Source organism: Virgifigura deserti (assembly GCA_003576685.1).
Lineage (GTDB): Bacteria > Pseudomonadota > Alphaproteobacteria > Dongiales > Dongiaceae > Virgifigura > Virgifigura deserti.
On the sequence record QOZR01000009.1, the window covers coordinates 125,854 to 152,610 of the forward strand.

Annotated in this window: 29 protein-coding genes, 1 tRNA gene and 1 pseudogene; 13 read left to right on the plus strand and 18 right to left on the minus strand. The window is 64.8% G+C overall.

Annotated features, from left to right (window positions below):
* Positions 1–16: 16 nt before the first annotated feature.
* The 3 genes from DT069_RS16370 (at position 17) to DT069_RS16380 (ending at position 4,596) form a co-directional block, all read left to right on the plus strand.
* Positions 17–2,173 (plus strand): ThiF family adenylyltransferase, encoded by a 2,157-nt coding sequence (locus DT069_RS16370; protein ID WP_119461387.1) that lies wholly within the window; start codon positions 17–19, stop codon positions 2,171–2,173.
* Positions 2,174–2,577: 404 nt separating this feature from the next.
* Complete coding sequence (locus tag DT069_RS16375) at positions 2,578–3,378, plus strand: THxN family PEP-CTERM protein (protein WP_162913244.1); 801 nt, start codon at positions 2,578–2,580, stop codon at positions 3,376–3,378.
* 411 nt (positions 3,379–3,789) lie between these two features.
* Positions 3,790–4,596, plus strand: a complete 807-nt coding sequence (locus DT069_RS16380; RefSeq protein WP_162913245.1) for a THxN family PEP-CTERM protein — start codon at positions 3,790–3,792, stop codon at positions 4,594–4,596.
* Between the two features lie 99 nt (positions 4,597–4,695).
* On the opposite strand, the gene DT069_RS16385 is transcribed toward DT069_RS16380, so the two are convergent.
* From DT069_RS16385 to DT069_RS16395, 3 genes are all read right to left on the minus strand, one after another.
* A complete protein-coding gene (locus DT069_RS16385; RefSeq protein ID WP_119461390.1) occupies positions 4,696–6,633 on the minus strand; it encodes an asparagine synthase-related protein in 1,938 nt (645 codons plus the stop codon).
* A gap of 299 nt (positions 6,634–6,932) precedes the next feature.
* Positions 6,933–7,139 (minus strand): dodecin family protein, encoded by a 207-nt coding sequence (locus DT069_RS16390; protein ID WP_119461391.1) that lies wholly within the window; start codon positions 7,137–7,139, stop codon positions 6,933–6,935.
* 136 nt (positions 7,140–7,275) lie between these two features.
* Positions 7,276–7,362: transfer RNA gene (locus DT069_RS16395), tRNA-Leu, on the minus strand.
* A gap of 279 nt (positions 7,363–7,641) precedes the next feature.
* On the opposite strand from DT069_RS16395, the gene DT069_RS16400 reads away from it, so the two are divergent.
* The 3 genes from DT069_RS16400 (at position 7,642) to DT069_RS16410 (ending at position 9,420) form a co-directional block, all read left to right on the plus strand.
* Positions 7,642–8,223, plus strand: a complete 582-nt coding sequence (locus tag DT069_RS16400; protein ID WP_119461392.1) for a YqaA family protein — start codon at positions 7,642–7,644, stop codon at positions 8,221–8,223.
* A 70-nt stretch (positions 8,224–8,293) separates the two neighbouring features.
* On the plus strand, positions 8,294–8,803 hold the full coding sequence (locus DT069_RS16405) for a disulfide bond formation protein B (protein ID WP_425450302.1): 510 nt from the start codon (positions 8,294–8,296) through the stop codon (positions 8,801–8,803).
* Between the two features lie 2 nt (positions 8,804–8,805).
* Positions 8,806–9,420 (plus strand): demethoxyubiquinone hydroxylase family protein, encoded by a 615-nt coding sequence (locus DT069_RS16410; RefSeq protein ID WP_119461393.1) that lies wholly within the window; start codon positions 8,806–8,808, stop codon positions 9,418–9,420.
* Between the two features lie 9 nt (positions 9,421–9,429).
* Here the strand turns inward: DT069_RS16410 and DT069_RS16415 are convergent, their stop codons facing one another.
* The 3 genes from DT069_RS16415 to DT069_RS16425 form a co-directional block, all read right to left on the minus strand.
* Positions 9,430–9,993, minus strand: a complete 564-nt coding sequence (locus DT069_RS16415; protein WP_119461394.1) for an HNH endonuclease — start codon at positions 9,991–9,993, stop codon at positions 9,430–9,432.
* A gap of 151 nt (positions 9,994–10,144) precedes the next feature.
* Positions 10,145–10,816 (minus strand): alpha/beta hydrolase, encoded by a 672-nt coding sequence (locus DT069_RS16420; protein ID WP_119461503.1) that lies wholly within the window; start codon positions 10,814–10,816, stop codon positions 10,145–10,147.
* 78 nt (positions 10,817–10,894) lie between these two features.
* Positions 10,895–11,530, minus strand: a complete 636-nt coding sequence (locus tag DT069_RS16425; RefSeq protein ID WP_119461504.1) for a DNA-3-methyladenine glycosylase family protein — start codon at positions 11,528–11,530, stop codon at positions 10,895–10,897.
* 80 nt (positions 11,531–11,610) lie between these two features.
* On the opposite strand from DT069_RS16425, the gene gluQRS reads away from it, so the two are divergent.
* Both gluQRS and DT069_RS16435 read left to right on the plus strand, forming a co-directional pair.
* Positions 11,611–12,459: a tRNA glutamyl-Q(34) synthetase GluQRS gene (gene gluQRS, locus DT069_RS16430; protein ID WP_119461395.1), complete on the plus strand. Its 849-nt coding sequence runs from the start codon at positions 11,611–11,613 to the stop codon at positions 12,457–12,459.
* A gap of 16 nt (positions 12,460–12,475) precedes the next feature.
* Positions 12,476–13,126: a YjbE family putative metal transport protein gene (locus DT069_RS16435; RefSeq protein ID WP_119461396.1), complete on the plus strand. Its 651-nt coding sequence runs from the start codon at positions 12,476–12,478 to the stop codon at positions 13,124–13,126.
* A gap of 119 nt (positions 13,127–13,245) precedes the next feature.
* Here DT069_RS16435 and DT069_RS16440 read toward each other — a convergent pair whose 3' ends face one another.
* From DT069_RS16440 to DT069_RS16450, 3 genes are all read right to left on the minus strand, one after another.
* A complete protein-coding gene (locus DT069_RS16440; protein WP_119461397.1) occupies positions 13,246–14,100 on the minus strand; it encodes a DUF4743 domain-containing protein in 855 nt (284 codons plus the stop codon).
* A 14-nt stretch (positions 14,101–14,114) separates the two neighbouring features.
* Entirely contained in the window at positions 14,115–15,575 is a 1,461-nt protein-coding gene (locus DT069_RS16445) for a helicase HerA-like domain-containing protein (RefSeq protein WP_119461398.1), read from the minus strand.
* 155 nt (positions 15,576–15,730) lie between these two features.
* Entirely contained in the window at positions 15,731–16,084 is a 354-nt protein-coding gene (locus tag DT069_RS16450; RefSeq protein ID WP_425450303.1) for a hypothetical protein, read from the minus strand.
* A 474-nt stretch (positions 16,085–16,558) separates the two neighbouring features.
* On the opposite strand from DT069_RS16450, the gene DT069_RS25000 reads away from it, so the two are divergent.
* Positions 16,559–16,663 (plus strand): hypothetical protein, encoded by a 105-nt coding sequence (locus tag DT069_RS25000; RefSeq protein WP_425450327.1) that lies wholly within the window; start codon positions 16,559–16,561, stop codon positions 16,661–16,663.
* On the opposite strand, the pseudogene DT069_RS16455 reads toward DT069_RS25000, so the two are convergent.
* A pseudogene (locus tag DT069_RS16455) lies at positions 16,627–17,232 on the minus strand (Vgb family protein); the annotation flags it as partial. The gene DT069_RS25000 and the pseudogene DT069_RS16455 overlap by 37 nt on opposite strands.
* 40 nt (positions 17,233–17,272) lie before the next feature.
* A complete protein-coding gene (locus DT069_RS16460; protein WP_119461400.1) occupies positions 17,273–18,490 on the minus strand; it encodes a helix-turn-helix domain-containing protein in 1,218 nt (405 codons plus the stop codon).
* Between the two features lie 129 nt (positions 18,491–18,619).
* Here DT069_RS16460 and DT069_RS16465 point away from each other — a divergent pair, with 129 nt between their 5' ends.
* Positions 18,620–19,333: a DUF899 domain-containing protein gene (locus DT069_RS16465; RefSeq protein WP_119461401.1), complete on the plus strand. Its 714-nt coding sequence runs from the start codon at positions 18,620–18,622 to the stop codon at positions 19,331–19,333.
* On the plus strand, positions 19,330–19,680 hold the full coding sequence (locus tag DT069_RS16470; protein ID WP_425450304.1) for a copper chaperone: 351 nt from the start codon (positions 19,330–19,332) through the stop codon (positions 19,678–19,680). Before DT069_RS16465 ends, DT069_RS16470 begins: the two co-directional genes overlap by 4 nt.
* Before the next feature lie 172 nt (positions 19,681–19,852).
* Here DT069_RS16470 and DT069_RS16475 read toward each other — a convergent pair whose 3' ends face one another.
* On the minus strand, positions 19,853–20,839 hold the full coding sequence (locus tag DT069_RS16475) for an alpha/beta fold hydrolase (RefSeq protein ID WP_119461403.1): 987 nt from the start codon (positions 20,837–20,839) through the stop codon (positions 19,853–19,855).
* Between the two features lie 137 nt (positions 20,840–20,976).
* On the opposite strand from DT069_RS16475, the gene DT069_RS16480 reads away from it, so the two are divergent.
* Complete coding sequence (locus DT069_RS16480) at positions 20,977–21,582, plus strand: CGNR zinc finger domain-containing protein (RefSeq protein ID WP_119461404.1); 606 nt, start codon at positions 20,977–20,979, stop codon at positions 21,580–21,582.
* On the opposite strand, the gene DT069_RS16485 is transcribed toward DT069_RS16480, so the two are convergent.
* The 6 genes from DT069_RS16485 to DT069_RS16510 all read right to left on the minus strand — a co-directional run bounded on the left by DT069_RS16485 (position 21,564) and on the right by DT069_RS16510 (position 25,805).
* The gene (locus tag DT069_RS16485) at positions 21,564–22,403 is read right to left on the minus strand and encodes an ABC transporter permease (RefSeq protein ID WP_425450305.1); all 840 of its coding nucleotides are present in this window, start codon (positions 22,401–22,403) and stop codon (positions 21,564–21,566) included. The two genes, DT069_RS16480 and DT069_RS16485, sit on opposite strands and share 19 nt — an antisense overlap.
* The gene (locus tag DT069_RS16490) at positions 22,400–23,380 is read right to left on the minus strand and encodes an ATP-binding cassette domain-containing protein (RefSeq protein ID WP_119461405.1); all 981 of its coding nucleotides are present in this window, start codon (positions 23,378–23,380) and stop codon (positions 22,400–22,402) included. The genes DT069_RS16485 and DT069_RS16490 overlap by 4 nt, the downstream gene beginning before the upstream one ends.
* 140 nt (positions 23,381–23,520) lie before the next feature.
* The gene (locus DT069_RS16495) at positions 23,521–23,934 is read right to left on the minus strand and encodes a hypothetical protein (protein ID WP_119461406.1); all 414 of its coding nucleotides are present in this window, start codon (positions 23,932–23,934) and stop codon (positions 23,521–23,523) included.
* A gap of 144 nt (positions 23,935–24,078) precedes the next feature.
* Positions 24,079–24,813, minus strand: coding sequence for a haloacid dehalogenase type II (locus DT069_RS16500; RefSeq protein WP_119461407.1), 735 nt, complete (start codon positions 24,811–24,813; stop codon positions 24,079–24,081).
* Positions 24,814–24,886: 73 nt separating this feature from the next.
* Entirely contained in the window at positions 24,887–25,225 is a 339-nt protein-coding gene (locus tag DT069_RS16505; protein WP_119461408.1) for an ArsR/SmtB family transcription factor, read from the minus strand.
* The gene (locus DT069_RS16510) at positions 25,212–25,805 is read right to left on the minus strand and encodes an SRPBCC family protein (RefSeq protein ID WP_425450306.1); all 594 of its coding nucleotides are present in this window, start codon (positions 25,803–25,805) and stop codon (positions 25,212–25,214) included. Before DT069_RS16510 ends, DT069_RS16505 begins: the two co-directional genes overlap by 14 nt.
* Positions 25,806–25,916: 111 nt before the next feature.
* Between DT069_RS16510 and DT069_RS16515 the strand changes: the two genes are divergently transcribed.
* A complete protein-coding gene (locus tag DT069_RS16515; protein ID WP_162913246.1) occupies positions 25,917–26,612 on the plus strand; it encodes a retropepsin-like aspartic protease family protein in 696 nt (231 codons plus the stop codon).
* Positions 26,613–26,757 lie beyond the last annotated feature (145 nt).

A 26,757-nucleotide genomic window follows, 5' to 3' on the forward strand; every position in this document is an offset into this window, starting at 1 on the left:
GGAAGCGGCAGTTTGAATGGCGGTTGTGCAAGCACAAGAGCAAGCAGCCCGGTCGGGACTCGATCATAAGGCGGCGCCGGAACACGCCGAGCGGAACCCGGCGCCGCGATCCCTCTCGGACCAATATCAGGAACATGAAACGGCCGCCGCCGGCGCGCCGTCCTTCAGCTATGAAGCGGCGTTCGACCGAAATCTAGGCTGGGTAACGGCGTGGGAGCAGCAGGAGCTGCGCGGCAAGAAGGTTGCGATCGCCGGCATGGGCGGCGTCGGCGGGGCGCATCTCCTGACCCTGGCCCGGCTGGGGATCGGCGCGTTTCACATCGCCGACTTCGACCGATTCGATTTCGCGAACTTCAACCGTCAGGTGGGGGCGAATGTCGAAACCGTCGGCCGGCCCAAGGTCGAGGTCATGGCCGAGATGGCGCGCGAGATCAATCCGGACCTGGAGATCGCGACCTTTCCAGCGGGCATCGATGCGAGCAATCTCGACCGCTTTCTCGACGGCGTCGATCTGTATATCGATGGGCTGGACTTTTTCGTTCTCGACGTTCGCGCGAAGGTCTTCGCGGAATGCGCAAAGCGTGGCATTCCGGCGATCACCGCGGCACCGATCGGCATGGGGACGGCGTACCTAATCTTCATGCCGGGCGGCATGAGCTTCGAGGAGTATTTTCGCCTCGAGGGCCAGCCGCAGACGCGCCAATATGTGAACTTCCTCACCGGGCTCGTGCCAAAAGGGTATCACCGAGCATATCTGATGGACCCCTGGCGCATCGATCTCGCCGGTAAACGGGGACCATCGACGGCGATGGCCTGCCAGCTCTGCGCCGGAGTCACGGGAGTTGAGGCGCTGAAGATCCTGCTCGGGCGCGGGCCCGTGCGCGCGGCACCCTACTATCATCATTTCGATGCCTTCCGCGGGAAATGGTCGATCGGCCGCCTGCCGGGGGGCAATCGCCATCCGCTGCAAGCCATCAAGCGGTATCTCGGCTATTATTTCTACGGCCGGCTGTCGCGCGAAGCCCGTCAGGCGGAAGCCGAGCTGGCCGGCTCGGAGGTGGAGCAGATTCTCGAGCTTGCGCGCTGGGCGCCAAGCGGGGACAACCAGCAACCCTGGCGCTTCCAGATTCTCGATTCCGCCCCGGAGAACGGCCAGGAAGCTGATCCGGGAGCTTCCCAGGGAGTCGACCGGGTGATGGTGCGGATTCCCGCCGCAACCGGGACGAACCCCTATGAATATAATGACGGCCAGCCGACGCTGCTGTCCGCCGGCATGCTGCTGGAGACCATGCGGATCGCCGCTTCGGGCTTCCAGCGGTCCTTCGAGTGGGTCTATCACGGCAGCACGGCGAACGGTCATCTGATCGAGGCCCGATTCACGCCGAAGCCACAGCTTCCGCGGGATCCGCTGTTCCCTTACATCAAGATCCGATCCGTCGACCGGCGCCCCTACAAATCGACGCGCCTGACCCGGCAGGCAAAGCAGGCGCTCGATGCCTGCCTCGGCGACTATTCGAGGATCCACTGGCATGAAACCCGCGCGGAGCGGTGGCGGATCGCCAGCATCGGCGCGCTGGCTACCGATATCCGGCTACGGATGCCCGAGGCCTACGACGTCCACCGGTCGATGCTCGACTGGACGCGGCCGCTCAGTCCCGACGGCATTCCAGCGGGCGCCGTGGGGCTGGACAGCCTGACCCTTCGGCTGATGCGCTGGGCGATGCGTGATTGGTCCCGGGTCGATTTCCTGAATCGATATCTCGGCGGCACCGGCATGCCACGCTTCCAGATGGATTTGGCGCCGGGCCTGCAATGCGCCGCGCATTTCACGATCACCTGGAAGTCGCCGCCGCGACCGGACGACCGGATCCCGGCGCTCCTGCGGCTCGGGCAGGATCTCCAGCGCTTCTGGCTGACGGCGACGCAACTCGGCCTGGTAATGCAGCCGAACTTGGCGCCGCTCTGTCTGGCCCATTACGCCCGCAACGGCATTCCGTTCACCCGGGACCCGTCCGTTCGGCGCAAGGCGGACGCGCTCGCGTTCCGGATGAATGCGCTGCTCGAGGAGCGTGACGAGGATCTCGTCTTTCTGGGCCGCTTGGGATGGCCAAAATCCCGCCGGGTGCCGACCCGGTCCGTGCGGCGGCCACTCGCCGAGCTGCTCGAGTCCTGACGATCCGATGCCGGCCAATCTTCCATTTGCCGGCTGACAACCGCCCACGCTCCTGACGGTCCGACGCAGCCGGATCATGGCACTCTGTCGAAATACCTTACAACCATACCGTTTAAGAATCTCCGCTTAAACAACTGATACGTCTATAATTTCCGTGCGAACTCGATGCTGAGTCGGCCTCCCGGTGGAAACGGCGCCTTTTTCGCCCTCCAAAGAGTCGGAATTCTTAACAGACAGGGACGCAAACCCCGTCCGCCACGGCCATTCACCCGACCCTTGCCCGATAAGACTTTGGTTTATAATCATTAACCATAAACGGCACGGGACTTGCGTAGAACGAGTGGGGAAGACTCGAAGGGATGGGCCTAGGAACTGGATTACGACGCGTTCGAACAGGAGACGTTATGAAAAAATGGCAGAAATTCGCCGGCGGGGCCTTGGCTTTCGCCCTGCTCGCCGGCGTAACCGGACAGGCCTCCGCGGGTCCCGTAGTGAATACCTGGAACTACGAGATCAACAACGGCTTCAGTTCGTTTGAGCCGGTCCCCGGAGTCGTCGGACTCGACCCTAATGCCACGCTGGGCACTCCGACACGGCTTGAATGGCCGCTCAGCGGCTCGGACCGGAGTTCGCTTCTCGTCGACAGCACCCAGAGCGGATTCGATCTGGTGACGAACGGCGCGAACGTGGCGGGAGCAACCCTGACCCATAACAACCTGCCCATCGCCACGCGATTCTCGAATGAGTTCCTGCGGTCGGGACGTCTGTCGGTGCAGATCGACCTCGCCTCCGCCGACCCGAATGTGAGCGAGTCGATCACGCTGGATACCTTCTTCGATTTCGCCTTTCTAGAGACGGAAAACCAAGGACCCTGCGGCTTTGGGTCCGCCAGCACCTGTGACGACATCTTCGTTCTGACAGGTAACGGAGACCTGTCGCAGGACTTCACCTATGACGGGCAGACCTACACGCTGGTCTTCGGATCGGAGCAGCTCTCCACCCTCGATCCGGCTGCCTGCCAGCAGCTTGGCCTGGGCGCGAGTTGCGTCGGTTTCCTTACGCCGGAGAATGCCTCAACCGATTTCCAGACGTTCGTTCGGATTATCGGTCCATCGACCGTCCCGGTGCCGGAACCTGGCGTCTTAGCCCTTATCGGCACCGGCCTAGTAATCCTCGGCGCGATGCGGCGTCGGCGCCCGATCTAGAAGCCTATCCTTCGTCTTTCGTCCTTCGGTGAACGGCGGCTCGTTGGAGCCGCCGTTCTTTTTTGTCTATATCCGCTGCGTCGAAAAAATTTACAATCGTTAACGGCCGAAATTAACCTCGCAGAGAACTGATATTATTGGTAAATTTTCATTGAGTTGTATGACGCCACTTTATTTACACCTCTAATGGGCGCACTGACATCGGATCTACCGTCAGTTTTTTTAACATTTATTAACGGCGCGGCGCCGCACCGCCCGGACTGTTCGGAACACGTTAACCAAATCATTGATAAGAAACGAGAAACTGGCGTGGCATGCCGCTTGCAAATCTTCCGGGCGAGGGGTCGGTCGACAGGCGCGGACATTTCTGAGTCGACCGGGGACGGCTTCTTTAGGAACGGAGAGAGTCTAATGGAAAGATGGCAGAAACTGGCTGGTGGTAGCGCCCTTGCTTTCGCGCTAGTTGCCGGCGCCGCAGGGCAAGCCACCGCGGCCCCGATTATCGATACCTGGAACTACACGCTCGACAATGCCTTCACCGAATGGAATCCGGACACGGTCATCGGCAGCGATCCGAACGCGGAGCTCGGCGGAGCGACCCGGCTCGAGTGGCCGGCAAGCTTCGACGGGGAGCGGAGCGCACTGGAAGTCGACAGCGTGGCGAGCGGCACGGTCGACACGAACGGAGCAGCCGCACCTGGCGCCACTCTGACGCACTTCAACTTCCCGATCCCGACGTCGCTGGAAAGCGAGTTCCTCACCGACGGCCGGTTGAGCGTGCAGGCAACCCTGACGCCGAACACGCCGCCTGAGAGCGGGTCGGTCGGTCCGATCACGACCTTCTTCGACTTCCTGTTCAACGAGACGCCGAACGTCGCCGATTGCGGCTTCCCCTCCAGCAGCAACTGCGACGATCTCTTCGTTCTCGCTGCCTCGGGGGATCTCTCGCAGGATTTCACGTTCCTTGACGAGATCTACACTCTGACCTTTGGGTCCGAGGAACTGGCTCCGCTCGATGCCGCGACCTGCAGCCTGGTCGGCCTCGATGCGGGCTGCATCGGCTTCCTGACGACCGAGAACGGCATCACGAACTTCGAAACCTTCATCACCGTCACGGGTCCGACGGGGCCGTCCCCCGTACCCGAGCCGGGCATGCTGATCCTGCTGGGCACCGGCCTCGTGGCTCTTGGCGCGGTTCGGCGCCGCAAGGCCGCCTAATCCAGCCTCTCTCGCTTGCCGAAGCGCGGCGGCTCCCTTTGGGGGCCGCCGTTTTTCTTAGGGCCTGATCGGATCGCGCTCTAGCGTCACGACTTTGCTTCAGATGGCGAACGAGCCCTGTTGCCGCAGCCAGGCGGCATATTCCATGACGAGGAAGAGCCCACGGGTCGCCTGGAGATCCCCCTTCAGCCGGTCGGCAAACCGCGCATCGATGTCGAGGCCCAGCACCCGCTGCGCATCCGGCCGCAGCGCCTCGATCCGCGCCAGCATATGCGCGCGCTGCCGCGTTCCTGCGAGATTGGCCAGGCTCCAGATGTACCGGTCTCGGGACAAGGCGCGGGTCAGCCGGCGCGCGCGCGCTGTGCCGAAGAGCCGATCGACCGCCTCATAGGGCGCCTTCCGCAGAAAGCCGGCGAGCTGATAACGGAGATTGGGCGTGATCGGGCCGGCCTCTTCGGAATGCGGAATACGGGCGAGCGCCGGGTAATATTTCGTCAGGAACTTGCGGAACAGAGACCGACCGTCGAGCCCGACCGGCGGGACCGACAGCCAGATAGCGAACAGGTCGCGATCGTAATAGGGCGCGATCGTGTCGAACCGATCGCCGATCATCGGAAAATGCGAGCCGACATAGCGCCGCTGCTTATGCTCGAAGTCCCAGAGCGTGTAGGCCTGGTGGGGCTGGCAGCCTTCGGGAAGAGACGCCCGAATCTCGTCCCGGACCGCATCCCTCGAAACCGGAACATTGAGCAGCGCCGCGAAATCGATCGGAGAGGCGCCGCCGTTGAATCGCATCACCCCGTCTGCGAGTGTGTCGAGCGTCCGATAATCCTTTGGCGCCAGATGCCGAAGATGGTTTCCCGCAATCGGATCCCCGGCGAAGCCATGCAGCATCGGCGTGCCCGCCGGACGGTCGATCGCGAACAGGTTGGCGATCAGGCTGGTGGCGAGGTCCGCCGTCCCTTCGACCGTCTCCAGGTGGAAGGGCAGCCGCTGGATCGACCCGTCGGCGGGGTATGGAAGAATCTCGAGCGGGAGTCCCAACGTCCGCGCCGTCGCCTTCGCGCTCTGGATCTCGGGATGATAGGACCGGCCGAAGGAATAGGCCTGAACGGGAAGTCCGATCTCGACGGCTACGGCCGCGAGCAGGCGCGAGTCGAAGCCACCGGACAGCGAGAGCGCGGTCGGCCCGGACAGGCCGGCGGTCTTCTCCCGAAGCGAGCGGACGAGCGCCTCCTTGATCCGCTCCAGCGCATCGTCGACGAACAGCGCGGCATCCACCGGCGGAGCCGACAGGCGACGCCCCTGCGTTACCTGGAGCCCCCGCTCCGGGCTCCAGCGATAACACCCGCCCGAAATCGAGCGTTTGACGCGCTGATGCAGCGTACGCTCGCCCATCGGCGCGCGGAACATCATCAGCTGGTAGACCGCCAGCGGGTCCACCGGCGCCGCCAGCTCCGGCGCCGCGCGCAGGATGTCGAGAATGCGTGATGCGATCAGCGTGCCGTGATCCAGCGCCGCGATGTAGAAGGGCTTGAGGCCGATCGGATCGCTCTCGATCCGCAACCCGCGGTCCGTTGCCCCGATCAGGTTGTAGAATTGCGCCTCACGCTCCGCCATCGCATGCCAAGCGGCCCAATCAGTCAACTCCGGGCCGGCCGTTCCCAGGTCCGCCGATCCCAGGCCAGGGCCTCCCGTATCGACCGACAGCTGCCGGCCGGAGGCGATCGTCCCGGGAAAGAGATCGAGGATCACCGAGTCGGCCGCCGCCGCATCGTCGACATCGTGCCTTTCGCGCGCGATCTTGCGGCAGGCGAACACGAACGGTCGGCGTCGGTAAAGCCTATAGCCGAACTGCTCTGCGACCGCGGCGAAGCGCCGCGCCGCATCGCCCTCTCCGGGACCAGCCGCGCCGTGCTCGATCGGGTTGGGAAGATAGAGAAAGAAGGCGTCCGTGGTTTCGACGGATCTCTGCCGTGCCGCCGCACCCATGGTGGATTCCTGCGAAGACGTCACATCGGCATCAGCGGCTTCCATCTATCGATCCAGGTCCAGTGGCCAATTTCGGCAGGCGAGAGTGCCGAACGCAAAAGCCGGCGGAAGAGTTCCCCATCCAGCGGAACCCATCGAAATCGGGCAGCAGACTCCCCAATCGGGCAACAAACTCTTAAAGCCGGCCGAGTATCGTTCTATTGGCCTCTCGCAGAAACAGGCATATCGCAACATCCCGTCTTCCGCCATGCGCGGATCTTCGCACATGGCAGAAGACGGCCAGCGGACCGTTGCCGTCTAGGGTAATGGCTCCAACAGCTGGGAAGCAAATATTGGCGATACGTTCAGGTACCCTCCACCTCGAAGGTGACCTTGGCGTTGATTCGATACTGGGTGATCCGGTCGCCCTCGACCTTCGCTTCCATTTCCTTGATGTAGATCGAGCTTACGCCACGAAGGCTCTTCTGTGCGTCCTTAAGCGCCTGTTGCGCCGCACCGTCCCAGCCATCTGGGGATTCGGCCAGGATCTCGATAACCTTCTTCGTCGACATGGATATCCTCCTTCGCCGGTGATCGGAACTTGGGCTAAACAAACGCTTCCGAAGAGCGGTTCCGGAGGAGAGACGGCTGATTCCGCCAAGCGATCGATGAGGCCGCTCGGAGAGGAGCGTGGATCAGCGCTCTCGTTGGTGCCCCTGGCCGGACTCGAACCAGCACGCTGTTGCCAGCAACAGATTTTGAGTCTGCCGCGTCTACCAATTCCGCCACAGGGGCACCGGGCGGGAGGGCGCCCAGTCCGGGCAGGGCCGGGAGGAGCGCCGCGGCCGGCACTATAGCCAAGAGATGGGGATCTGCAACCGTTGTCGGGGCTCGAAGTGACTGGATCTGCGATGGAAGCTGCCGCCCATCCTTCGACAGGCTCAGGATGAGGAAACCAGACACGCTGCTATCAAGTGCAAGCACCCTCTTCGCCGCATCATCATTCCCGATTGCCGCACGCCGCGGCGGCTGCTACACCGGCGGGCGTCATTGACGGGTCGGGGAACGCGTTTCGTGCTGCAGCGGCTCTATGACTGGACCCTGGGTCTGGCCGCCCATCGCCACGCGCTTCTCGCGCTGGCCGTCATCTCCTTCGCGGAGAGCTCGTTTTTTCCGATTCCGCCGGACATCCTGCTTATTCCGATGGTGCTGGCGGCGCGCGACCGCGCCTGGCTCGTCGCCGGAGTCTGCACCCTGGCCTCGGCGGTTGGCGGCCTCGCCGGCTATGCCATCGGGTTTTTCCTGTTCGAGACGGTCGGCCAGCCGATTCTGGAGCTTTACGGCGCCATGGATGCCTTCGCCGAATTCCAAGTGCGCTACAACGAATGGGGCGCCTGGATCGTCGCCGGCGCCGGCTTCACCCCCTTCCCCTACAAAGTGATCACGATCGCGAGCGGCGTGACCGGGCTTGACCTCGCCACCTTCACCGTCGCCTCGGCGCTGTCGCGCGGCGCGCGGTTCTTCCTCATCGCGGCGCTGCTGTGGTATTTCGGCCCCGCCATTCGTCGTTTCATCGAGGGGAACCTGGCACTGTTAACGACCACCTTCTTCGTCCTGCTCCTCGGCGGCTTCCTCGCCGTGCGCTATGTAATCTGAAACAGCCCCCTCCCGGCCGAAAACGGAAGCGCTACACAGGTCCGACCCGGAAGGCTATATATCAACCACCATGTCGCACCCAACCACGCCCGGCCCGCGCCTCGCCCCGATGCTCGTTCTCGCCGTCAGCATCGGCGCGCTCGCCGTCGCGCTTCTGGCGCAATATGTGGGCGGCCTCGCGCCCTGCGCGCTCTGCCTCTATCAGCGCTACGCTTATGGTGCGGCGATCCTGTTCGCCGTGATCGCTTTCCTGCTGCGCGACCGCCCGGCATTGCTGCGGCTCGTGGTCGGCCTTGCCGGCCTCGCGCTGCTGACCAGCGCCGGCATCGGGGTCTTCCATGTCGGCGTCGAACAGCATTGGTGGGCGGGCAGCAGCGCCTGCGGCGGCGCGCTCGATCCCAACCTCAGCCTGGACGAGCTGCGGGCGCAGATCATGAATGCTCCGGTCGTCCGCTGCGACGAGGTTGCCTGGTCGCTGTTCGGCCTGTCGATGGCGGGCTATAATGCCCTTTACGCGGGCGGTTTCGGCCTTCTGGTGCTCTGGCTGGCGCTCCGGCGCCGGCCGCGCGAGGGGCGATAGCCATGAAACAGCCGTCCCGTCCTGACGAAAGCGCATCTGTTTCTTCCACCCCACCCATCGGCGGGCTGGACCGCCGCCTGCCCGGCGACCTCACTCGCGAGGAGCTGATCGCGCGCATGATCCGCGTCGATCATGCCGGCGAGTACGGGGCCCGGCGAATCTATGAGGGACAGCTCGCGGTGCTCGGCCGCCGTCCTGATGCCGGGTGCGACGCCGCGATTATCCGCGACATGGCGGCGCAGGAGCAGCGGCATCTCGACGCGTTCGAGCGGCAGGTGACGCAGCGCCACGTCCGGCCCACGGCCCTGCAGCCGCTGTGGCATGCGGCGGGATTCGCGCTCGGCGCCGCCACCGCGGCGCTCGGCAGCCGCGCGGCCATGGCCTGCACCGTCGCCGTCGAGGAAGTGATCGATGAGCATTACGCCCGTCAGGCCCAGCGGCTGGGCACGCAAGAGCCGGAACTCAGGCAGATGATCGAGGAGTTCCGCGCCGACGAGCAGGAGCATCGCGACATCGGCCTCGAGCACGGCGCCGAGCAGACGCCGGGCTACGATCTGCTGAAGGGTGCCGTGAAGGCCGGCTCGCGCCTGGCAATCTGGCTGTCCGAGCGGCTTTAGGCCGCCGACTTAGTTCGGATCGAGCTCGGTATCCCAGTACAGGAAGTCGCGCCAGCTCTGGTGCAGGTAGTTGGGCGGAAAGGCGCGGCCGTTCTCCTGGAGCTGATAGGTGCTGGGCTGCACCGGACGCGTCCGCGGATACATCCGCGACTGGTGCGGCAGCCGGTTGCCCTTCAGCAGATTGCAGCTCTGGCAGGCGGTGACGACGTTCTCCCAAGTCGTGCGGCCGCCCTTCGAGCGCGGGATCACATGATCGAAGGTGAGCTCCGGCGCGGGATAGCCGTCGCTGCAATATTGGCAGGAGAAGCGGTCGCGCAGGAACACGTTGAACCGGGTGAAGGCCGGCCGACGCGTCAGCGGGATGAATTCCTTGAGCGAAATAACGCTCGGCAGCCGCATCTCGAAGCTGGGGCTGCGCACCACATGATCATATTGGGAGACGATATTGACGCGGTCGAGAAAGACCGCTTTGACCGCTTCCTGCCAGGGCCATACGGAGAGCGGATAATAGCTCAGCGGCCGGAAGTCGGCATTGAGAACGAGGGCGGGACAACTTTCCGGCGATACTGACAAACTCTCTTCCTGCGTTGCCGAGTCGGACGGGACGCCACCCCCTCCTCAACATATGTATAGGCGATAGCAGTGCTCTCGTCAAAACACAAGATTTGGTAGGTAATCCGGTCCAATCTTCACAGTGCTGTCATATCGGGCACTGGCACCCCTATCAGTCACCCTCCACACCGAAGGCCTTGGCCAGAAAGCGGCCGCCGGAGGTCAAGCCGGCCTCGTCGATGCCGTGCGGCAGGCCGGGACGGGTTTCCGCGGTGACCGGAACGCCTGCCGCCTCCAGAACCTGACGTGCCGCGGCCAGCGCCCGATAGGGCACCACCTGATCGGCGTCGCCGTGGATCAGCAGCACCGGCGGTCGCGCGGTGATCTCGGCGGCGAGACGCTCCGGCGCGACCAGCGCTCCGGAATAGCCGACCACCGCGGCGACCGGCTGCGGACGGCGCAGCGCCACATGCAGCGCCATCATCGCGCCTTGCGAAAACCCGACGAGCGCCAGCCGCGATGCGTCGAGCCCCAGCCGCGCGAGCTCGGCATCGATGAATCCGTCGAGAATGCCCGCCGCCGCCTGCGCGCCGGCCAGCAGCGCCGCCGGATCGCGGTTCTCGAAGCCGAACCATTGGCGGCCGTAAGGTCCCATCTCGCAAGGAAAGGGTGCATGCGGCGACACGAAGGCCGCACCGGGCAGCAAGCGCGCCCAATGCGGCGCGAGGCTGATCAGGTCGTTCCCGTCGGCGCCATAGCCATGCAGCAGAACGACGAGCTGACGCGCCGAGCCGCCATCGGCCGGCGGATGGCCGGGTCCGGAGAGTTCAAGAGGGCCGGGCATCGTCGCTCCCTGCATTCATGATGATGGTGAGACGCCCTTTTATCGAATTCCGCACTCCGGGGCCAGTGCTCTGCGGAGTTACCCGGCCTCCAACGGCGGCTGCCGATAGAGCTGCCAGAGCAGCCGCGCGGCGATGCTGCGCCATGGCCGCCAGGGCTCGGCAAGCACACGGAACTGTGCGGCGCTCGGCCGGGCAGCTAGCCCTTTCAGCCGCTGCGCCGCGATCAGCAAAGCGAGGTCGTCGGCCGGCAGCACATCGGGACGGTTGAGGCAGAACAGCAAATAGACCTCCGCCGTCCAGCGCCCGACGCCCTTTGCCTTCACCAACGCGGCGATCGCCTCCTCGTCCGTCAGGTCGGCGAGCGCGTCGAGATCGAGGCGGCCCTCGACGAGATCTGCCGCCAGAGCGCGGCCATAGGCCATCTTCTGCCGGCTGAGACCGATCGCCTTGAGTGCCGGCTCGTCGAGCGCGAGAAAGCGGTCCGGCGTCAGCGGGTCGGTCGCGGCTTCGAGCCGCGCCCAGATCGCCCGCGCCGAGGCGGTCGAAACCTGCTGTGCGACGATGATGTTGAGCAGCGAGCCGAAGCCGGCCGTTCGCGCCCGCGACGGCAAGGCGCCGACAAGCGGTATCGTGCGAGCGAAGTCGGCGTCGGCCGCCGCCAATTCGTCGAGCGCCCGCTGCAGACGCTTGCCCTTGAATTCCCCTGCCGCCATTCTCACCTGCCAGTTTCCCCCGCATTTCGTCGCGACCGCGGCGCGGTGCGGCATGCCGCCGTTGCGATGTCATCCGGAGCATGATCGCCACCCGCTTCGCCCCCAGCCCTACTGGCTATCTGCATCTCGGTCACGCCTTTTCGGCGCTGACCGGGTGGCATGCTGCGAGGCCGGCCGGCGGACGGTTCCTGCTGCGGATCGAAGACATCGACGCCGGCCGCTGCCGCCCCGAGTTCGAAGAGGCCATCTTCGAGGATCTCGCCTGGCTCGGCCTCGATTGGGAGCGGCCGGTGCGGCGTCAGTCGGATCATATGGCCGACTACGCCGCTGCCCTCGACCGGCTCGACGGCCTGGGCGTCCTCTATCCCTGCTTCTGCACCCGCAAGGCGATTCAGGATGAGGTCGCCGCCGCCGATCGGGCGCCGCACGGGCCCGACGGCCCGCTCTATCCGGGCACCTGCCGCGCCCTTTCGCCGGCCGAGCGGCGGGAGCAGATCGCGAATGGCGGCGCCTATGCCCTGCGGCTTGATGCAGCGCAGGCGGCAAGGCACGTGGGCGCGCTCGCCTGGGAAGAGGCGGAAGTCGGGACCGTGCCGGTCGACCCGCTGCTGCTCGGCGATATCGTTCTGGCGCGCAAGGATATCGCGGCAAGCTATCACTTGGCCGTGACCGTCGACGACCATCTGCAGGGCGTGACCCTGGTGACCCGGGGCCGGGACCTTTTTCACGCCACGCATGTTCAGCGCGTCCTGCAGGCGCTTCTCGACCTGCGGCCACCGGCCTACTGTCATCATCGGCTTCTCACCGCTCGGGATGGCCAGCGCCTCGCCAAGCGGGACAAGGCCGAGACATTGCGCGCGCTGCGTGCGTCCGGCAGGACGCCGGCGGAGGTACGCGCGATGGCGGGCTTCCCCGACTCTCGCCTCTAACCGATATGGCGCTGGAATGATATCCGCCTCCGAACTCTCCGCGCTGCTCCAGGTCATCATGGTCGATCTGGTGCTCGCCGGCGACAACGCGATCGTTGTCGGCATGGTGGCCGCCGGGCTGCCGCCGGCGATGCGGGCGCGCGTGATCATGATCGGCATCGTCGCCGCGACGCTGATGCGCGTCACCTTCGCCCTCATCACCGCGCAACTGCTGCAGATCATCGGGCTGCTTCTGGCCGGCGGGCTTCTGCTCCTCTGGGTCTGCTGGAAACTCTGGCGCGAGATCCAGTCACAGCGGAAGGAACGCGCGGCCGTGGCGAATCTCGACGCCGACGGAACGGCGGAGGCCGGCGGGAACGTCAAGGCGCCACCGAAAAGCTTCCGTCAGGCCGTGGTACAGATCGTCATTGCCGACGTGTCGATGTCGCTCGACAACGTGCTCGCGGTCGCGGGCGCGGCGCGCGAGCACACCTGGGTGCTGATCGTCGGCCTCGCGCTTTCGGTCGCCTTCATGGCGGTCGCAGCGACCTTCATTGCCCGGCTGCTTCAGCGCCATCACTGGATCGCCTATATCGGTCTCGCCGTCATCCTCTACATCGCGGCCTCGATGATCTGGGACGGCACGATCGAGGTGATGGAGGCTGCGGAGGTCAGCGGGCTGATGTGACCATCCGTCAGAGCCTGATCCGATCACATCGAACCGATGTGATCGGTGAATCAGTCTCTAATCATGTGAAGTAGAGGACGATTTACCGATCAGGTTGACCAACCTGATCGGATCGTACTCTAGACACCGCTCGCATGCAGCGCGGCGAGGATTTCCAGGTAGTCCGGGTCCTCGGGCGCGAGGATGCCGTGCCGCACCAGGAAATCGATGTTGACGGGCGCGACGTTGAACTTGAAGTCCTCGGTCTCGGCCATGACCCGCCGGACCTGCTCGATCGGCCAGAGGAAGAATTCGTCGATTTCGCCGTCGGTGTTGCGCGGCGTGAAGTCCGCCGGCAGCCGCAGGTCGTAGTTGAAGATCAGGTCGTCGCGGAGGCCCTCCTCCGTCTCCATCCGATAGGCGAAGACGCCGACCGACTGCGCGGTCCGCATGACGGGTTCCGGCAGGCTTGCCTCCTCGGCCCCCTCCTTGACCAGATTGTCGCGCAAGCTGATGCCGAAGGGCTGACCGCCGGCGACGAGATGGTCGAGCTTGCCCGGCGCGGTCGCCTTGTCCTTCGCCCGGCGGGCAACCCAGAGCCGCAGCCCCTCCTCGGTCTCGACATAGCCGTTCACGTGGATCCCGTAGGTCCGCACGCCGAACGCGGCGACAGCGGCCCGCTCCATCGTCATCAGGGGCTTCTCCGGAAACGCGGTCGAAATCGGGTACTCCTCGCCCCGCCAGCCGTCGAACATCCCCTCCGACCGAAGCCGGTCGAGCACGTCCTGCACCGCCCGGCTGCGTATCTCGAAACTGTCGAGATTCGCCGCCAGCCGCACGGAATCGCCGCCGACCGTGAACACGGCCGGAAAATCCGCGAGGCGCTCGGCGAAGGCATGCTTGACCCAGCCGACCCGCGCGTCATCGATCAGGAACGGGCGAAAATGCGTCATGTCGCGCCGGTTGCAGATCCGGATTCGATCGACGAGGCTCATCCCACGTTTCCTCCTCAGCCTTTCCGTAGCGTGCCCAGAATGGTCCGCGCGATCTCGCGCCCCAGGCGGCTGCCGAGGCTGCGCAGCACGCTTTTCGTCAGGGCCTCGCCGAAACCCTGCCGGCCGAACGACGCCGATCCTCGGCGGCTCTTCTGCTCTTCAGGCTCGCGCTTCGCCGCCTGCTCGGCCCGGGCCTTGAGAATCTCATAAGCCGACTCGCGGTCCGCCGGCTTGTCGTAGCGTCCGGCGAGCGGGCTTTGCGCGATCGCGGCCTGCCGCTCCGCCGGGGTGGCGGGGCCGATCCGCGAGGCCGGCGGCCGGATCAGGGTGCGGTCGACCACGCCCGGAACGCCCTTGGCGTCGAGCGTCGAGACCAGCGCCTCGCCGACGCCGAGCACCGGAATCACGTCGATCGCATCGAAGGCGGGATTGGGTCGGAATGTCTCCGCCGCCGCCCGGACCGCCTTCTGCTCGCGCGGCGTGAAGGCGCGCAACGCGTGCTGGATCCGGTTGCCGAGCTGGCCGAGCACCGTATCCGGTACATCGATCGGGTTCTGGGTGATGAAATAGACTCCGACGCCCTTGGAGCGGATTAGGCGCACCACCTGCTCCACCTTGTCCAGCATCGCCTCCGGCGCGTCGTCGAACAGGAGGTGCGCCTCGTCGAAGAAGAAGACGAGCCGCGGCTTGTCCGGATCGCCGACCTCGGGCAGCTCCTCGAACAGCTCCGACAGCAGCCACAGGAGGAAGGTGGCGTAGAGCCGGGGGCGCTGCATCAGCTCGTCCGCCGCCAACAGGTTGACGATGCCACGACCGTCCGGGGCGGTCTTGATCAGGTCGTTGAGAACGAGCGCCGGCTCGCCGAAGACATGTTCCGCGCCCTGCTGCTCGAGCACCAGAAGGTCGCGCTGGATCGCGCCGACGGACGCCTTGCTGATGTTGCCGTATTCGCTGGTGAGCTCGCCCGCATTCTCGCCGACGAAGTTGAGGATGGCCCGCAGATCCTTGAGGTCGAGCAGCAGCATGCCCTCGTCGTCGGCGAGCTTGAAGGCGATGTTGAGGACGCCCTCCTGCGTGTCGTTGAGATCGAGCAGGCGCGACAGCAGGAGCGGCCCCATCTCGGAGACTGTCGTGCGGATCGGATGGCCCTGTTTGCCGAAGAGATCCCAGAAGACGGTCGGCGGCGCCTCGAATTCGTAGTCCTGCAGGCCGATTGCCGCCGCCCGCTCGAGCAGCTTCGGATTGGCCGCCCCCGGCTGGCTGATCCCCGACAGGTCGCCCTTGATGTCGGCGAGAAAGACGGGGACGCCCTGCCGCGAGAACCCCTCGGCAAGGACCTGCAGCGACACCGTCTTGCCGGTGCCCGTCGCCCCGGCGATCAGCCCGTGCCGGTTGGCACGCTTCAGCAGCAGATGCTGCGGTGCGTCGCCCTTGCCGATGAAAATGCCCGGGGGACTGGCTGGGTCGCTGCTCATAACTGCACCCGCTGCCGGTTTCTGGGGTACCGCCCCCATGCTGCCCATGGGGGGCCGTCTTCGACAAGCGCGAAATTAACCCCATGCAAAGGCGAAAGCGACAGGGCAAATGCCGCGATCGGGGCAGTCCGGCGCCGCCGGCTCCCGTGCGGTCGCTACGCGATGCGGTCGTAGCGGCGCTCGTCGGGCTCCACGGCCTTCACCGTCGTCAGCACGCAGGCGACGGGCATGATCTGCCGCAGGCATTGGGCGATGTATTCGCCCTGCTCCGGCGCCAATCCCGTCATCTGGATGTCGATCTGCAGTTCGTCACCGGCGGCGCCGACCACGGCGCTGTGCCACTTGCTCGGCACCAGATTGCGCTTGGCGAACAGCTCCAGCACCCGGGGCATTACGCCCGGCTCGGCGGCGGCTTGGACGGAGAAGCAGTAGGTCGGCGCAGGCTGGGTGTCAGCGCCGGCGGTTCGCGACGAAAATCGGGAGGGTTGAGACCCGGAAGATTGAGACATGGCACGCAGGCTCCATCGTGAGATCGGCAGGACGAACAGCAAAATCCGGACGCCCAAAGGACGCCCGGCCGCTAATTCGCGTACCGAGGAGGTGATGGAGCCGCGTGCTCATAGAGTGAAAGCTAGCAGTTCGGAATGGCGTAGGTCAATGAAAGGGCCGGGGAAAGGACCGCAGGAAGGACCGGGCCACTAGCCCAATATGTGGAACCTGGCGATCTGTTAACGCCTAACCAGCCAGTATGTTGGGACCTCTCCCCCGACATACTGGCTGGTGCGCTCGGTCGATTTCATCAAAGGAACCGGCGCGCCGCCTTGGCGACGTCGTTCCTCACGCAGTTGACGGTTTGCAGGCGAACCACTGCCGGACGCTTACGCGGGGAACGCCGGTATCGAGTGCGATCTGCCGCCGGTTGATCCAGGCGATGGTCAACTCAGCGGCTTGCCGCCCGCGAGGGGCGCTTCGACTACTTGCTCGTGGAGTCGACGGGGGTCTCGGAGCCGCTGCCCGCCGCGGAGACTCGTTTGGGCCGGCGGACGGCTCTCACCTTCCCGCTCCTTCCGCCTCCGCAGAAGAACTGATCGCCGCCATCGGACTCGAGGCCCGACACGCCCACTCCGGGCGGCATATCGAGCCTCTCCAGGACCTCTCCCGTTCGGGGATCGACTCGCCTCAAATCGCACTCGTCACCTTCCCAGGTGCCGTGCCAGAGCCCGCCGTCGACCCAGGTGACCCCGGTGACGAAGCGGTTGGACTCGATGGTGCGAAGAATCGCCCCTGTTTGTGGATCGATTTGATGGATCTTCCGGTCCCGATACTGCCCCACCCAGAGCGTCCCTTCGGCCCATGCGAGCCCCGAGTCACCGCCGCCCGGCGCCGGGATCGTGGCCAGCACACGGCCGGTCTTCGGATCGATCTTCTGGATGCGATCCTCGGCGATCTGAAACAGGTGCTGGCCGTCGAAGGCTGTTCCTGCATGCGCGGCGACATCGATCGAGCGCAGCGTCTTCCCGCTCGCCGGATCGAGGGCGTTCAGCTTGTCTCCGGCAGCAAACCAGACTCGCTGACCGTCATAGGTGACCCCATGCACGCCGTCGACACCCGGAAAGGGGCCATACTCACGGATAATTTCGGCCGCTGATCGATTCATGCTTCCACCCTAATTGCTTCGATTCATGCTTCCATCCTAGTCACCCGGTAGGGGGAACGGGGAGTAACAAAGTCGTCGGGAATCCCGGCACGGGCGGGGTCATCCAACGACGCGCGCGCCCGCGACCAAACGACTGCACCCTGCCTGCTGCCGCAAGCGAGTCGAGTGCCCGCTGCACGGTGCGCTGGCTGGCGCCAAGCGCGAGCGCCAGGGCCGAGCTTGACCAGGACTCACCATCGGCGAGGAAGGCGAGCACCGCCGCATGCTTCTCTTCGACGGGCGGCGCCAGCACGACGACCTCGCCTGCGCGGCGCGGCACCAGCGCAAATCCTCGCTTCGTCGCGTTCACGTCGGCCAGCGTCCGAAGTTCCGTGCGAAGCCGCCCGACCTCGACCCGCAACCGTGCGCGATGCGATTCATCGGCGAGCTTCGCTCCGAATGCCCGCGCGACGAGCGTGCCCCTCGGCACGTCTCCGGGCCACGCTTCGCCCAGCGCGCTTGCGAGCGCGAACAACACCGGACGCCTTGCGAGCGAGACCACCGTGCCTGCATCACGCACGACATTACGGCACGCGTCCACGACGAGCGCTTTCGATGCCAATAATGCTTCAACCTCCTCGAGCAGGAGGAGTCGCTCCTCGCCACGCGCAATCAGGCGCGCCGCGGGCGTGTTCAGGACGAGGGATGCGCATTCGACCTCCGCCGTCAGCGCAGGGATGCCCGCCTGGCGCGCGGCGCGCTCGGCCCGAGCGAGCGCATTGCGCGCCGCCTTCGTTCGGAGGCGTCGCATCGCGATCCCCGCAACCACCAGCTCGTGGGCGGTCCTCGACGCGGGCGGAAAGGGCGCGGGGTCGAGCTCGGCGAGCATATGCTCGGCCTCGTTGAGGCGCCCGATCAGGAGGAGGCGCCGGACCTCGAGATACCGCGCATGCGCGGCGTTCACCCGATCGCCGCGCTCTTCGAGCGTCGCCCGCGCCGCGTCGAGCGCCTTCGCAGGCCAGCCCAGGTCGCGCGAGACGAGCGCGATCTCGGCCTCGGCGACGACGCAGCGCGCGCGGGCCACGGCCTCTTTCGGACCAAAGGCGCGCGCCGCACGTCGCAGGAGAGCCTTCGCCCGATCGAGATCGCCAAGCTGCGCCATCGCGATGCCTCGAAGCGCGAGCGCAGGTGCGTCGTCGCGCAAGGCGACCCGGTTCAGCGCGCCGAGGGGATCACCTGCGGCCAGCGCACGCGCCGCGGCCGTGATCAGGGAGTCCATCGGAAACGCGCCACACTTGTCACTCCCACCGTTCGATATTCGGCGCCAATCTATCTCACGACCACCAACCAGCAAGTCGTATTGAGAACGGAACGAACGACGAAGGACACCCAAAAGGAGAGAAGAACGATGTCGAGACACATGACCGGGACACGTGAAGAGTGGCTGGCGGCGCGGCTCGATCTGCTCGCGGCGGAGAAGGAGCTTACGCGGCGCAGCGACGAGCTGGCGCAGCGACGGCAGGAACTGCCATGGGTTCGGATCGATAAGGAGTATCAGTTCGAGACCGACGAGGGGAGCGCCTCGCTGACAGACCTCTTCCGAGGGCGCTCGCAGCTCCTCGTCTACCACTTCATGTTCGGCTACGGATTCCGGCTCACCGATGAGCGCCGGGGATGCACCGGATGCTCCCTTATCGCCGATCACTTCGACGGTGTGATCCCTCACTTGAACGGCCGCGACATTACCCTCGTTTGTGCGTCGATCGCCCCGTTGCAGGAGCTCCAGGACTACAAGCGGCAAATGGGCTGGAGATTCCCGTGGGTTTCGTCGCTCGGGAGCGACTTCAACTACGACTTCGGCGTTGCCTTCACCGAGGAGCAGCAGAGAAACGGCGCCGACTACAACTACCGGCATGTCGACAAGGCCGAGCCGCAGAAGGAGGGTATGAGCGTCTTCGCGCTTCAGAACGGCGCTGTCCACCACACCTACTCCACCTACGCCCGTGGCACCGAAGCCTTGATGGGGACTTACCGTTTCCTCGACCTCGCACCGTGGGGCAGGAACGAGGACGGGCTCGAAGAAATTTGGTGGCGCCGCCACGACGAGTACGACAAGCGGTGAGCCAAGTCGCGGGTGTCGTTGGCGCGCTCCAGTTCACAGCGTGGAAGGCACACCACCTTGCCTGCTGCCGGGAGGTGCCGGGCCGCGACCGTAGGTTGCCGGCGGACGCCGGCACGGCCCGGCGCCTTGGCCTGCGCCTTGGCCTCCACTGCGGCTACTGCTGTGCCGGCCTGATAGCGATCCTCCTGGTCATCGGGGTCATGGACCTTCGCGCGATGGCCGTCGTGGCAGCAGCTATCACCGTCGAGCGTCTCGCACCGGCCGGTGAGCGTGTTGCCCGAGCCACCGGGGCCGTCGCCGTCGGAGCAGGGTTGTTTCTGATCGCGCGAGCCGCCGGACTCGGATAGCGCATCCCGCACGGTATTGCGCGCCTGGGACCATCCGCGTCGACGTGCGAGGGCAAACCCTCACGCGGCGGCGACGCGCCAGCTCACCTAAGTTACCGATGACCATCTTGTCGACCGAGGAGCATCGGGCGACACCCCAGAGGTGCCGCCCGAATCGGAATCACGGAAGCGGTCACTTTGCGCGTGCGGGGAGGTGTGTCCCTAGGAAGGTCTTGATGAGAGTTGCGATCTCCGTCGAGTACTCCTCGAGCACGAAGTGGCCTCCATCGAAGACATGCAGCTCCGCTTCCGGCACGTCGCGCTTGTAGGCATTGGCGCCGGCCACCGTAAAGAACGGATCGTTCCTGCCCCAGACGACCAGTGTGGGCGGGCGTCGGTCACGCAGATACGCTTGCCAGTCTTCGTAGCGAGGCGGATTGTTCCGATAGTCATAGAGCAACGCCAGCTGGATTTCGGCGTTGCCCGGCCGGTCGAGCAGAGCCTGATCCAATGTCCAGCTGTCCGGACTCACCCGTTCCGGCCGGCTGGCGCCGTGCAGATATTGAAATTTTGTCGTCTCGATCGTGAGAAGATCGCGCATGGGCTTCTCGGTTTCGGCGTTCCGGTTCTTCCAGAACGCTCTTGCCGGTTCGAAGCCGTCGGAGAGCCCCTCGAGATGCGCGACGGCATTCTGAATTATGAGTGCCTCCACCCGGTCGGGATGTCGGGTCGCCAAGCGGAACCCCACGGGCCCACCGAAATCCTGCATGTAGAGACTGTACCGAGTGAGGCCGAGCTTCTCCGTAAATCGCTCGATCACGTCGGTCAGCCGATCGAAGCTGTAGGTGAACTGTTCGACCGGTGGCGCATCGCTGAAACCGTATCCTGGGTAGTCTGGTGCGACCACGTGATATCTGACCGCCAGTTTCGGGATGAGGTCGCGGAACATATGCGAGGAGGTCGGAAAGCCGTGCAGTAACAGCACGGTCGGTGCGTTTGGCGGCCCCGCTTCCCGGTAGAACAGTTTGAGCCCGTCTACGCCCACTGTCTTGTACGTAACGTCTTCGGAGGCAGCGGCCGAAAGAGACGCAGACGACGAAGCGGCGATCGCGCCGAGTGCGAGAAGCCCCGAGGTGAGCCAGTGCTGACGCAAGTACCGTCTGGATCCAAGTGGCGACATCGGAATCTCCCTTCTTCCTACCCGTCTCACCAACGAGCGCGAGTAACCTTTCAAACTATATATAAACGGTTACATTAGGACGCTAACTTGTCAATGGCCGTTTTAGAGGTTAGTTGAGAGGGCGAAATGGAGGCACAATGACGGTTCCGTTCCCGTTTCTGGGCAATGCCGCTTGGCTCGACTTCGTCAATACGGAGCTCAGCAACGGCGACGACAAAATCGAACTCCTGACAGGCTTCGATGCATTCATGCGATGGGGGCGTGAGGCTAAGCTCATCGACCGAGGTGAAGGTCATGTTCTTGAGAATGCCGCACCCGAGCGATTTCACCCTGACGCAGTCTTTGAGGAGGCGCTTGCCCTGCGCGCCGAACTGCGCAAGGCGGTCGGTGATCTGACGAATGGCCAGACCCCCGGATCACCGTTGCTGGACCAGATAAACAAGCTCCTAGGCGATCACCCGGCCGTGCTCTCGCTCAAGCGAACGGAGGGGACGTGGCAGATCGGATCGAAACCGGTCGTGACCGGGCCGAGAAGCGTCCTCGCGCGGGTCGCCGAGGACTTCGCGCGTTTCATGGCGACGGCCGATCCGATGCTCCTACGGCGATGCGCCAGCGAGCGCTGTCAGATCTATTTCTATGACACGAGCAAAAATCATACGCGGCGCTGGTGCAGCATGGAGTTCTGCGGTAATCGCGCCAAGGTGGCGGGCCACCGCTCTCGCCTTCAGCGCTCGCGGCCGTAGAGATACATCGCCACCGGCGCGCAGATGGCGGTGACGAGGGCGGGCGCCAGGAGCGCGAACCCAATCTCGCCCGCGGTTACCGTGCCGGACATGATGCCGCGAACGGCGGTCACCAGCAGCGCGACCGGATTGACGCCGACGATGGCCTGCAGCCAGCCCGGCATGGTCGCCGGGTCGACGAAGATGTTGGAGGCGAAGGTCAAAGGCATCAGCACCAGCCAGCTCAGGGTCATCACCGTAGAGGGCGTGCGGACCGTCAGGGCCAAGGTGGTGAAGATCCAGCCGATACCGAAAGCGAAGAGATCGAGCAGAAGGATCGACAGGACGATGCCGGAAGCGCCGGTCTCGGCGCGGAAGCCCATGATGAAGCCGACGGCGACGACGATCAGCGACGAAACCGTATAGCGGACGGTGTCGCCGACCATGGCGCCGACGATGGGCGCGGGCTTCCAGATCGGCATCGAGCGGAAGCGGTCGAAGACGCCCTTGGAGATATCGCCGTTAAGCGTGAAGCCGGTATAGATCGACGTGAAGGTCACGGTCTGCACGAGAATGCCCGGCAGCAGGAACTGCAGATATGCGTCGGTCGAGCCGGCAAGCGCACCGCCGAACAAGTAGGTGAACATCACGGTGAACATGATCGGCGTGACGATCACATCGAACAGCTGCTCCGGCATGTGCTTGATCTTGAGCAGCGCCCGCCAACCGAAGGTCAGTGCATTGGCGACGGCACCCGGGCTCGTTGGCGCATGACGCGCGGCCAGAGTCTTACGCAGGGTCTGATCGACGTCGCTCCGCCGCGGGTTGCTGGTCATGTTCATAGCGCGCTCTCCGGAGATTGGTCCGCCGATGCGGCGGCGTGGCCGGTCAGGGCGAAGAAGACTTCGTCCAGGCTCGGCTGCCCGAGCGAGAAGTCGGAAACCGCGATGCCGCTTGCCGAAAGAGCGACCAGGGCCGCCGCCACTCTGTCCGGGTCCGAGACCTGTGCCGCGAGGGCTCTTGGGTCGCCTTCGAGATGCACCAAGGCCCCGAGCCGTTCGGCCAGGAGCTGTCGGGCCGCGTCACGCTGGGCCGGGTCGCTGAGCCTGACGTGGAGAACGCCGCTGCCGATGGACGCCTTGAGCTCGGTGCTCGTGCCCTCGGCGATGACGGAGCCGCGGTCGATGACGGCGATGCGGTCGGCAAGCTGGTCGGCCTCCTCCAGATATTGCGTCGTCAACAGGACCGTCGTGCCGCCCGCGACAAGCATGCGGATGAGCTCCCACACCTGTCCCCGGCTTCGCGGATCGAGGCCGGTCGTCGGCTCGTCCAGAAACAACAGGTCCGGCGTGCTGATGATGCTCGCGGCGATGTCGAGCCGGCGCCGCATGCCGCCCGAGTAGGTCTTCGCCTGGCGACGGCTGGCATCCTCGAGGTCGAACGCATCCAAAAGCTCGCCCGCCCGCGCTTTCGACTGCGACCGCGAGAATCCGAGGAGGCGTGCCAGAAGCACCAGATTCTCATAGCCGGTCAGGTCCTCGTCTATCGACGCGAATTGCCCGGTGAGACTGATCTGGCGGCGAATCTCATCGGGCTCCCGGACCACATCGCGGCCGAGCACGATCGCCTTACCGGCGTCAGGGCGCAGAAGGGTTGCGAGCAGCCGGACCGTGGTGGTCTTACCGGCTCCATTGGGCCCGAGCAGGCCGTAGATGCTGCCCTGACGGACCTGGAGATCGATCCCGTCAACCGCGCGGTTGGTGCCAAAGCATTTGACGAGGCCGGAGGTTTCGATGGCAAGAGGATGATGCTGATGCATGTTCGATACTTTCGAGGCGCTTGCCTTCTTCAGCGAGACGCAGAGGATTTGATCGCCCGTTAGTCGATGACCTGATCGGAGCGGAATGCCGGGAACGGCTTACGGCCTATTGCGCGGCGCCGAAGCCGAAGTGATGGACGTTACGGCTGCTGGCCGTCACATGCGACCAGCCCCACCGGGTTGAACGGCCCGCCCTCGACCAGCATGGCGCGGGCCGACTCGGCATAGGACAGCTGGATGTGTTCGGGCTCGGGCGGGCCCTCGGCCCAGCAGGTGGCGGCGATATCATAGCCCTCCGGCGTCGCCGTCACTTGACTGAAGGTGCATGAGACCTCGCCCGGCGTGCTGAGACCGTCCGGAGTAAAGCTCCAGGCCGCATCGCCGCACATGGCTTCGGTCGCCGCCCACCGGCCGACGAAGAACGGTTGTGCATCGGAAGCCGGCGCGCTTTGCGCGGTCGGCGCGGAGGCACCGCCCTCGGGCCCTTCGCACCCCGCCACCAGCATCAAAGCGGCAACGAGCAGGCTCGACCTCGCCGTGATAAATCTGCACATCGTCTTTCCCTCGGTCGCCTGTCGGGTAACTTCACCCGTTATGCTAAGGCTCGGACGCGACGGTGATATGCCAATAATGTTGAAAAAGTCTTCCAGCAAGGCCCTTTCAGACTGAGCGGGAGTCGCTTTGAGAAGCCTGTCCGATCAGCCCCGCAGCGCTTCCTCATGCGCCTTCACCATCTCGGCCATGCTGGTGAAACGGAAATCGACCTTCGGCTCCGTCGCCGGCCTCATGGTGGCGCCGAAACCGCCCTGCGCGTGGCGGCGATGGATCCAGCAGGCAGCGAGACCAGCCTGCGCCGCCGGCTCATGGTCGTGGAACAGGCTCTCCGCCGTGTGCAGGATCTCGCGCTTTTCCACGCCCAAGCTCCCGAGCTTTTCCAGCATATAGTCGAAATTGCGCGGCGACGGCTTGTAGCTGCCGATGTCCTCCGCGGTATAGATCGCGTCGAACGCCACCTGCAGCTTCGCATTGCTGAAGGCGAAGCTCTCATTGTCGACATTCGAGAGGATGGCGAGCCTGTAATGCTGCTTCAGGTACTGCAGCGCCGCTGCGGAATCCGCGAAGGTCGGCCAGTCCTTGACGGACCGGCCATAGACCTGGGCCTCGTCCCAGCCGACTGTGACGCCCCATTCCTCGGCCAGGCGTTTGTAGACGACGGCCAGGAGATCACTGTAGCGCCGGGTCGGGGTCCAGCGTTGCTGCGCCGATTCGTGGCGGGCATGCGCCTCCAGAATCTCGTCGCGCGAGAGTGGGCGGCCGCGGGAGCCCTCGACCCGGCGAGTCAGCGGCACCAGCGCCTCGACCATCCCGCTCTCCCAGTCGATCAGCGTGCCGTAGCAGTCGAAGGTCAGGACCTTGAAATCGGTGAGCTTCATCGAGACGTCCTCCGTGTCGCCATGACTTGGCAGAGTATCCCACGATTCCGACGGGACGCAGGCGTTTGCTCGATCACCGCTCGACGAAGGCACGAAGTCGCGACAGGGCGTCGTCCCACTGCTCCGAAACCTCATCCAGATACGACCTGACCTCGGCAATCGGCTCGGGCCGGAAGGCGAATCGGCTTTCGCGACCGACTCGACTGCTTCGCACCAACCCCGCATTTTCCAGCACGCGAAGGTGCTTGGTGATGGCCTGCCTCGTGAGCTTCGTATCCGCCGAAAGCTTTGCGATCGATCGTGTTTGCCCATCGCTCAGCTTCGTCAGGAGCGAGAGACGGGTCCGGTCTCCAAGGGCCGCGAAGATCGGTGCGGGATCCAACTTGGAGGCTTGGGCTTTATGGCTCGACATGGGCTTGGATGTTCTTCATCTGCTCCGCCCATCCGTCTTCGTTCATGCGCAAAGCATCCGGCCGCCGATGACTCGGCAGGGCATCGAAGCCGGACTCGATGACGATCAACCGCGTGCCGTTGGGCGTCGGCTCGAGCCGGAATTCAACGAGCGTGGGCGCTTCTCGAGAGTAATCGACGTCGGGATCGACCGCATAGGGATGCCATGTGAAGGCGAAGTATCGCGGAGCCTCCATCTGTTTGATGATCGCCTCCCACTTAACGTGCTCGTAGCCAGGATAGGTGATGTGGCCGCGTGAGATCTCCCCCGGAACGAAGGGCCCGTCCAGCTTCACCCGGAACCATTCGCCGAACTCGTTGTGATCGGTCAGCGCACGCCAAACCCGTTCAATAGAGGCCTTCAATTCGATGCTCTTCTCGATACGATCCGTCATAACGCAACCTCCTGGTTGCAGGTACCATGACAGGAGGAAATGGTAATGGCAACCGGAAAGTTGCTCTTTCACATCGACATCGCATCGGCATATGTGTTCGGACATGCGGTGCAGCGACGAACGCTTCGGGTCGGAGGCGAAGTTCAAACCGAGACATTACCGAAATCGCCCTGCGGCTGCGCCGGAGCGGCATCGCTGCTATAATGCGCACACAATGATCCGCCGCCGCCACCCGATCCGATGTCCGCAGGAGCGCCGATGAGGCGGCCCGGCTGGATTTTGTTCGCCCTGGCGGGCGCGGCGTTCCTTGCCCTCGTCGTCTTTCTCGTTGACCGGTTTCCGGGCGCCCTCGACGATACAACCTCGCAGGCGCGGCTGGTTTATCTGCTGCTGTTGCTGACGGTTCTTGGGGGTAGCGTGTTGCTGCACGCCCGGGCGCGGCCCGGGACGACGCTGCGCCACGCGGCGGTCTGGATCGCGATCGGAATGGGGCTGGTGATCGTCTACAGCTATCGGGACCTGCTGCCCGAACTGCAGAGCCGGCTGATGGGCGAACTCATGCCGCAACGCGGCGTGGCGGTCGGCGACGGGGCGATCAGCTTCCGCGCGCGGGACGACGGCCATTTCCATGCCGAGGCGATGGTCGACGGCGTGGCCGTGCTGTTCCTCGTCGACACCGGAGCCAGCGAGGTCGTGCTGAGCCCCGACGACGCGCGCCGCCTGGGGTTCGACCCGGACCGCCTCGCCTATACGCAGGTCTTCCACACCGCGAACGGAACGGTGCGCGGCGCCCCGGTCCGCCTCGGCGAGATCGTCATCGGCCCGATCCGGCTGGCCAATGTCCGCGCCTCGGTCAACGAGGCGCCGATGCCCCGCTCGCTGCTCGGCATGACCTTTCTCGGACGGCTCAGCGGCTATGAGGTCAGCGGCGGCGAGCTGACGCTGCGGCGCTAGGCCCGCGCTCGGCCTCGAGTGCCGAAACGTCACAATTTCTTACAAGTCTCCCTAGCTGCTTCGGCGGCATCCTCCGATAAATCTTCACAAGTAACTGACACAAAGTCATAAATGTCTGAGCCGGAATTCTTGGCATAATCTTTGC

Bases quoted from the DNA above. Each gene is read 5' to 3' on its own strand.
- DT069_RS16370 (WP_119461387.1), top strand. From the start codon at position 17: ATGGCGGTTGTGCAAGCACAAGAGCAAGCAGCCCGGTCGGGACTCGAT.
- DT069_RS16375 (WP_162913244.1), top strand. From the start codon at position 2,578: ATGAAAAAATGGCAGAAATTCGCCGGCGGGGCCTTGGCTTTCGCCCTG.
- DT069_RS16380 (WP_162913245.1), top strand. From the start codon at position 3,790: ATGGAAAGATGGCAGAAACTGGCTGGTGGTAGCGCCCTTGCTTTCGCG.
- DT069_RS16385 (WP_119461390.1), bottom strand. From the start codon at position 6,633: ATGGAAGCCGCTGATGCCGATGTGACGTCTTCGCAGGAATCCACCATG.
- DT069_RS16390 (WP_119461391.1), bottom strand. From the start codon at position 7,139: ATGTCGACGAAGAAGGTTATCGAGATCCTGGCCGAATCCCCAGATGGC.
- DT069_RS16405 (WP_425450302.1), top strand. From the start codon at position 8,294: ATGTCGCACCCAACCACGCCCGGCCCGCGCCTCGCCCCGATGCTCGTT.
- DT069_RS16410 (WP_119461393.1), top strand. From the start codon at position 8,806: ATGAAACAGCCGTCCCGTCCTGACGAAAGCGCATCTGTTTCTTCCACC.
- DT069_RS16420 (WP_119461503.1), bottom strand. From the start codon at position 10,816: ATGCCCGGCCCTCTTGAACTCTCCGGACCCGGCCATCCGCCGGCCGAT.
- DT069_RS16425 (WP_119461504.1), bottom strand. From the start codon at position 11,530: ATGGCGGCAGGGGAATTCAAGGGCAAGCGTCTGCAGCGGGCGCTCGAC.
- gluQRS (WP_119461395.1), top strand. From the start codon at position 11,611: ATGATCGCCACCCGCTTCGCCCCCAGCCCTACTGGCTATCTGCATCTC.
- DT069_RS16435 (WP_119461396.1), top strand. From the start codon at position 12,476: ATGATATCCGCCTCCGAACTCTCCGCGCTGCTCCAGGTCATCATGGTC.
- DT069_RS16440 (WP_119461397.1), bottom strand. From the start codon at position 14,100: ATGAGCCTCGTCGATCGAATCCGGATCTGCAACCGGCGCGACATGACG.
- DT069_RS16445 (WP_119461398.1), bottom strand. From the start codon at position 15,575: ATGAGCAGCGACCCAGCCAGTCCCCCGGGCATTTTCATCGGCAAGGGC.
- DT069_RS16450 (WP_425450303.1), bottom strand. From the start codon at position 16,084: ATGTCTCAATCTTCCGGGTCTCAACCCTCCCGATTTTCGTCGCGAACC.
- DT069_RS16460 (WP_119461400.1), bottom strand. From the start codon at position 18,490: ATGGACTCCCTGATCACGGCCGCGGCGCGTGCGCTGGCCGCAGGTGAT.
- DT069_RS16465 (WP_119461401.1), top strand. From the start codon at position 18,620: ATGTCGAGACACATGACCGGGACACGTGAAGAGTGGCTGGCGGCGCGG.
- DT069_RS16475 (WP_119461403.1), bottom strand. From the start codon at position 20,839: ATGTCGCCACTTGGATCCAGACGGTACTTGCGTCAGCACTGGCTCACC.
- DT069_RS16480 (WP_119461404.1), top strand. From the start codon at position 20,977: ATGACGGTTCCGTTCCCGTTTCTGGGCAATGCCGCTTGGCTCGACTTC.
- DT069_RS16485 (WP_425450305.1), bottom strand. From the start codon at position 22,403: ATGAACATGACCAGCAACCCGCGGCGGAGCGACGTCGATCAGACCCTG.
- DT069_RS16490 (WP_119461405.1), bottom strand. From the start codon at position 23,380: ATGCATCAGCATCATCCTCTTGCCATCGAAACCTCCGGCCTCGTCAAA.
- DT069_RS16495 (WP_119461406.1), bottom strand. From the start codon at position 23,934: ATGTGCAGATTTATCACGGCGAGGTCGAGCCTGCTCGTTGCCGCTTTG.
- DT069_RS16500 (WP_119461407.1), bottom strand. From the start codon at position 24,813: ATGAAGCTCACCGATTTCAAGGTCCTGACCTTCGACTGCTACGGCACG.
- DT069_RS16505 (WP_119461408.1), bottom strand. From the start codon at position 25,225: ATGTCGAGCCATAAAGCCCAAGCCTCCAAGTTGGATCCCGCACCGATC.
- DT069_RS16515 (WP_162913246.1), top strand. From the start codon at position 25,917: ATGAGGCGGCCCGGCTGGATTTTGTTCGCCCTGGCGGGCGCGGCGTTC.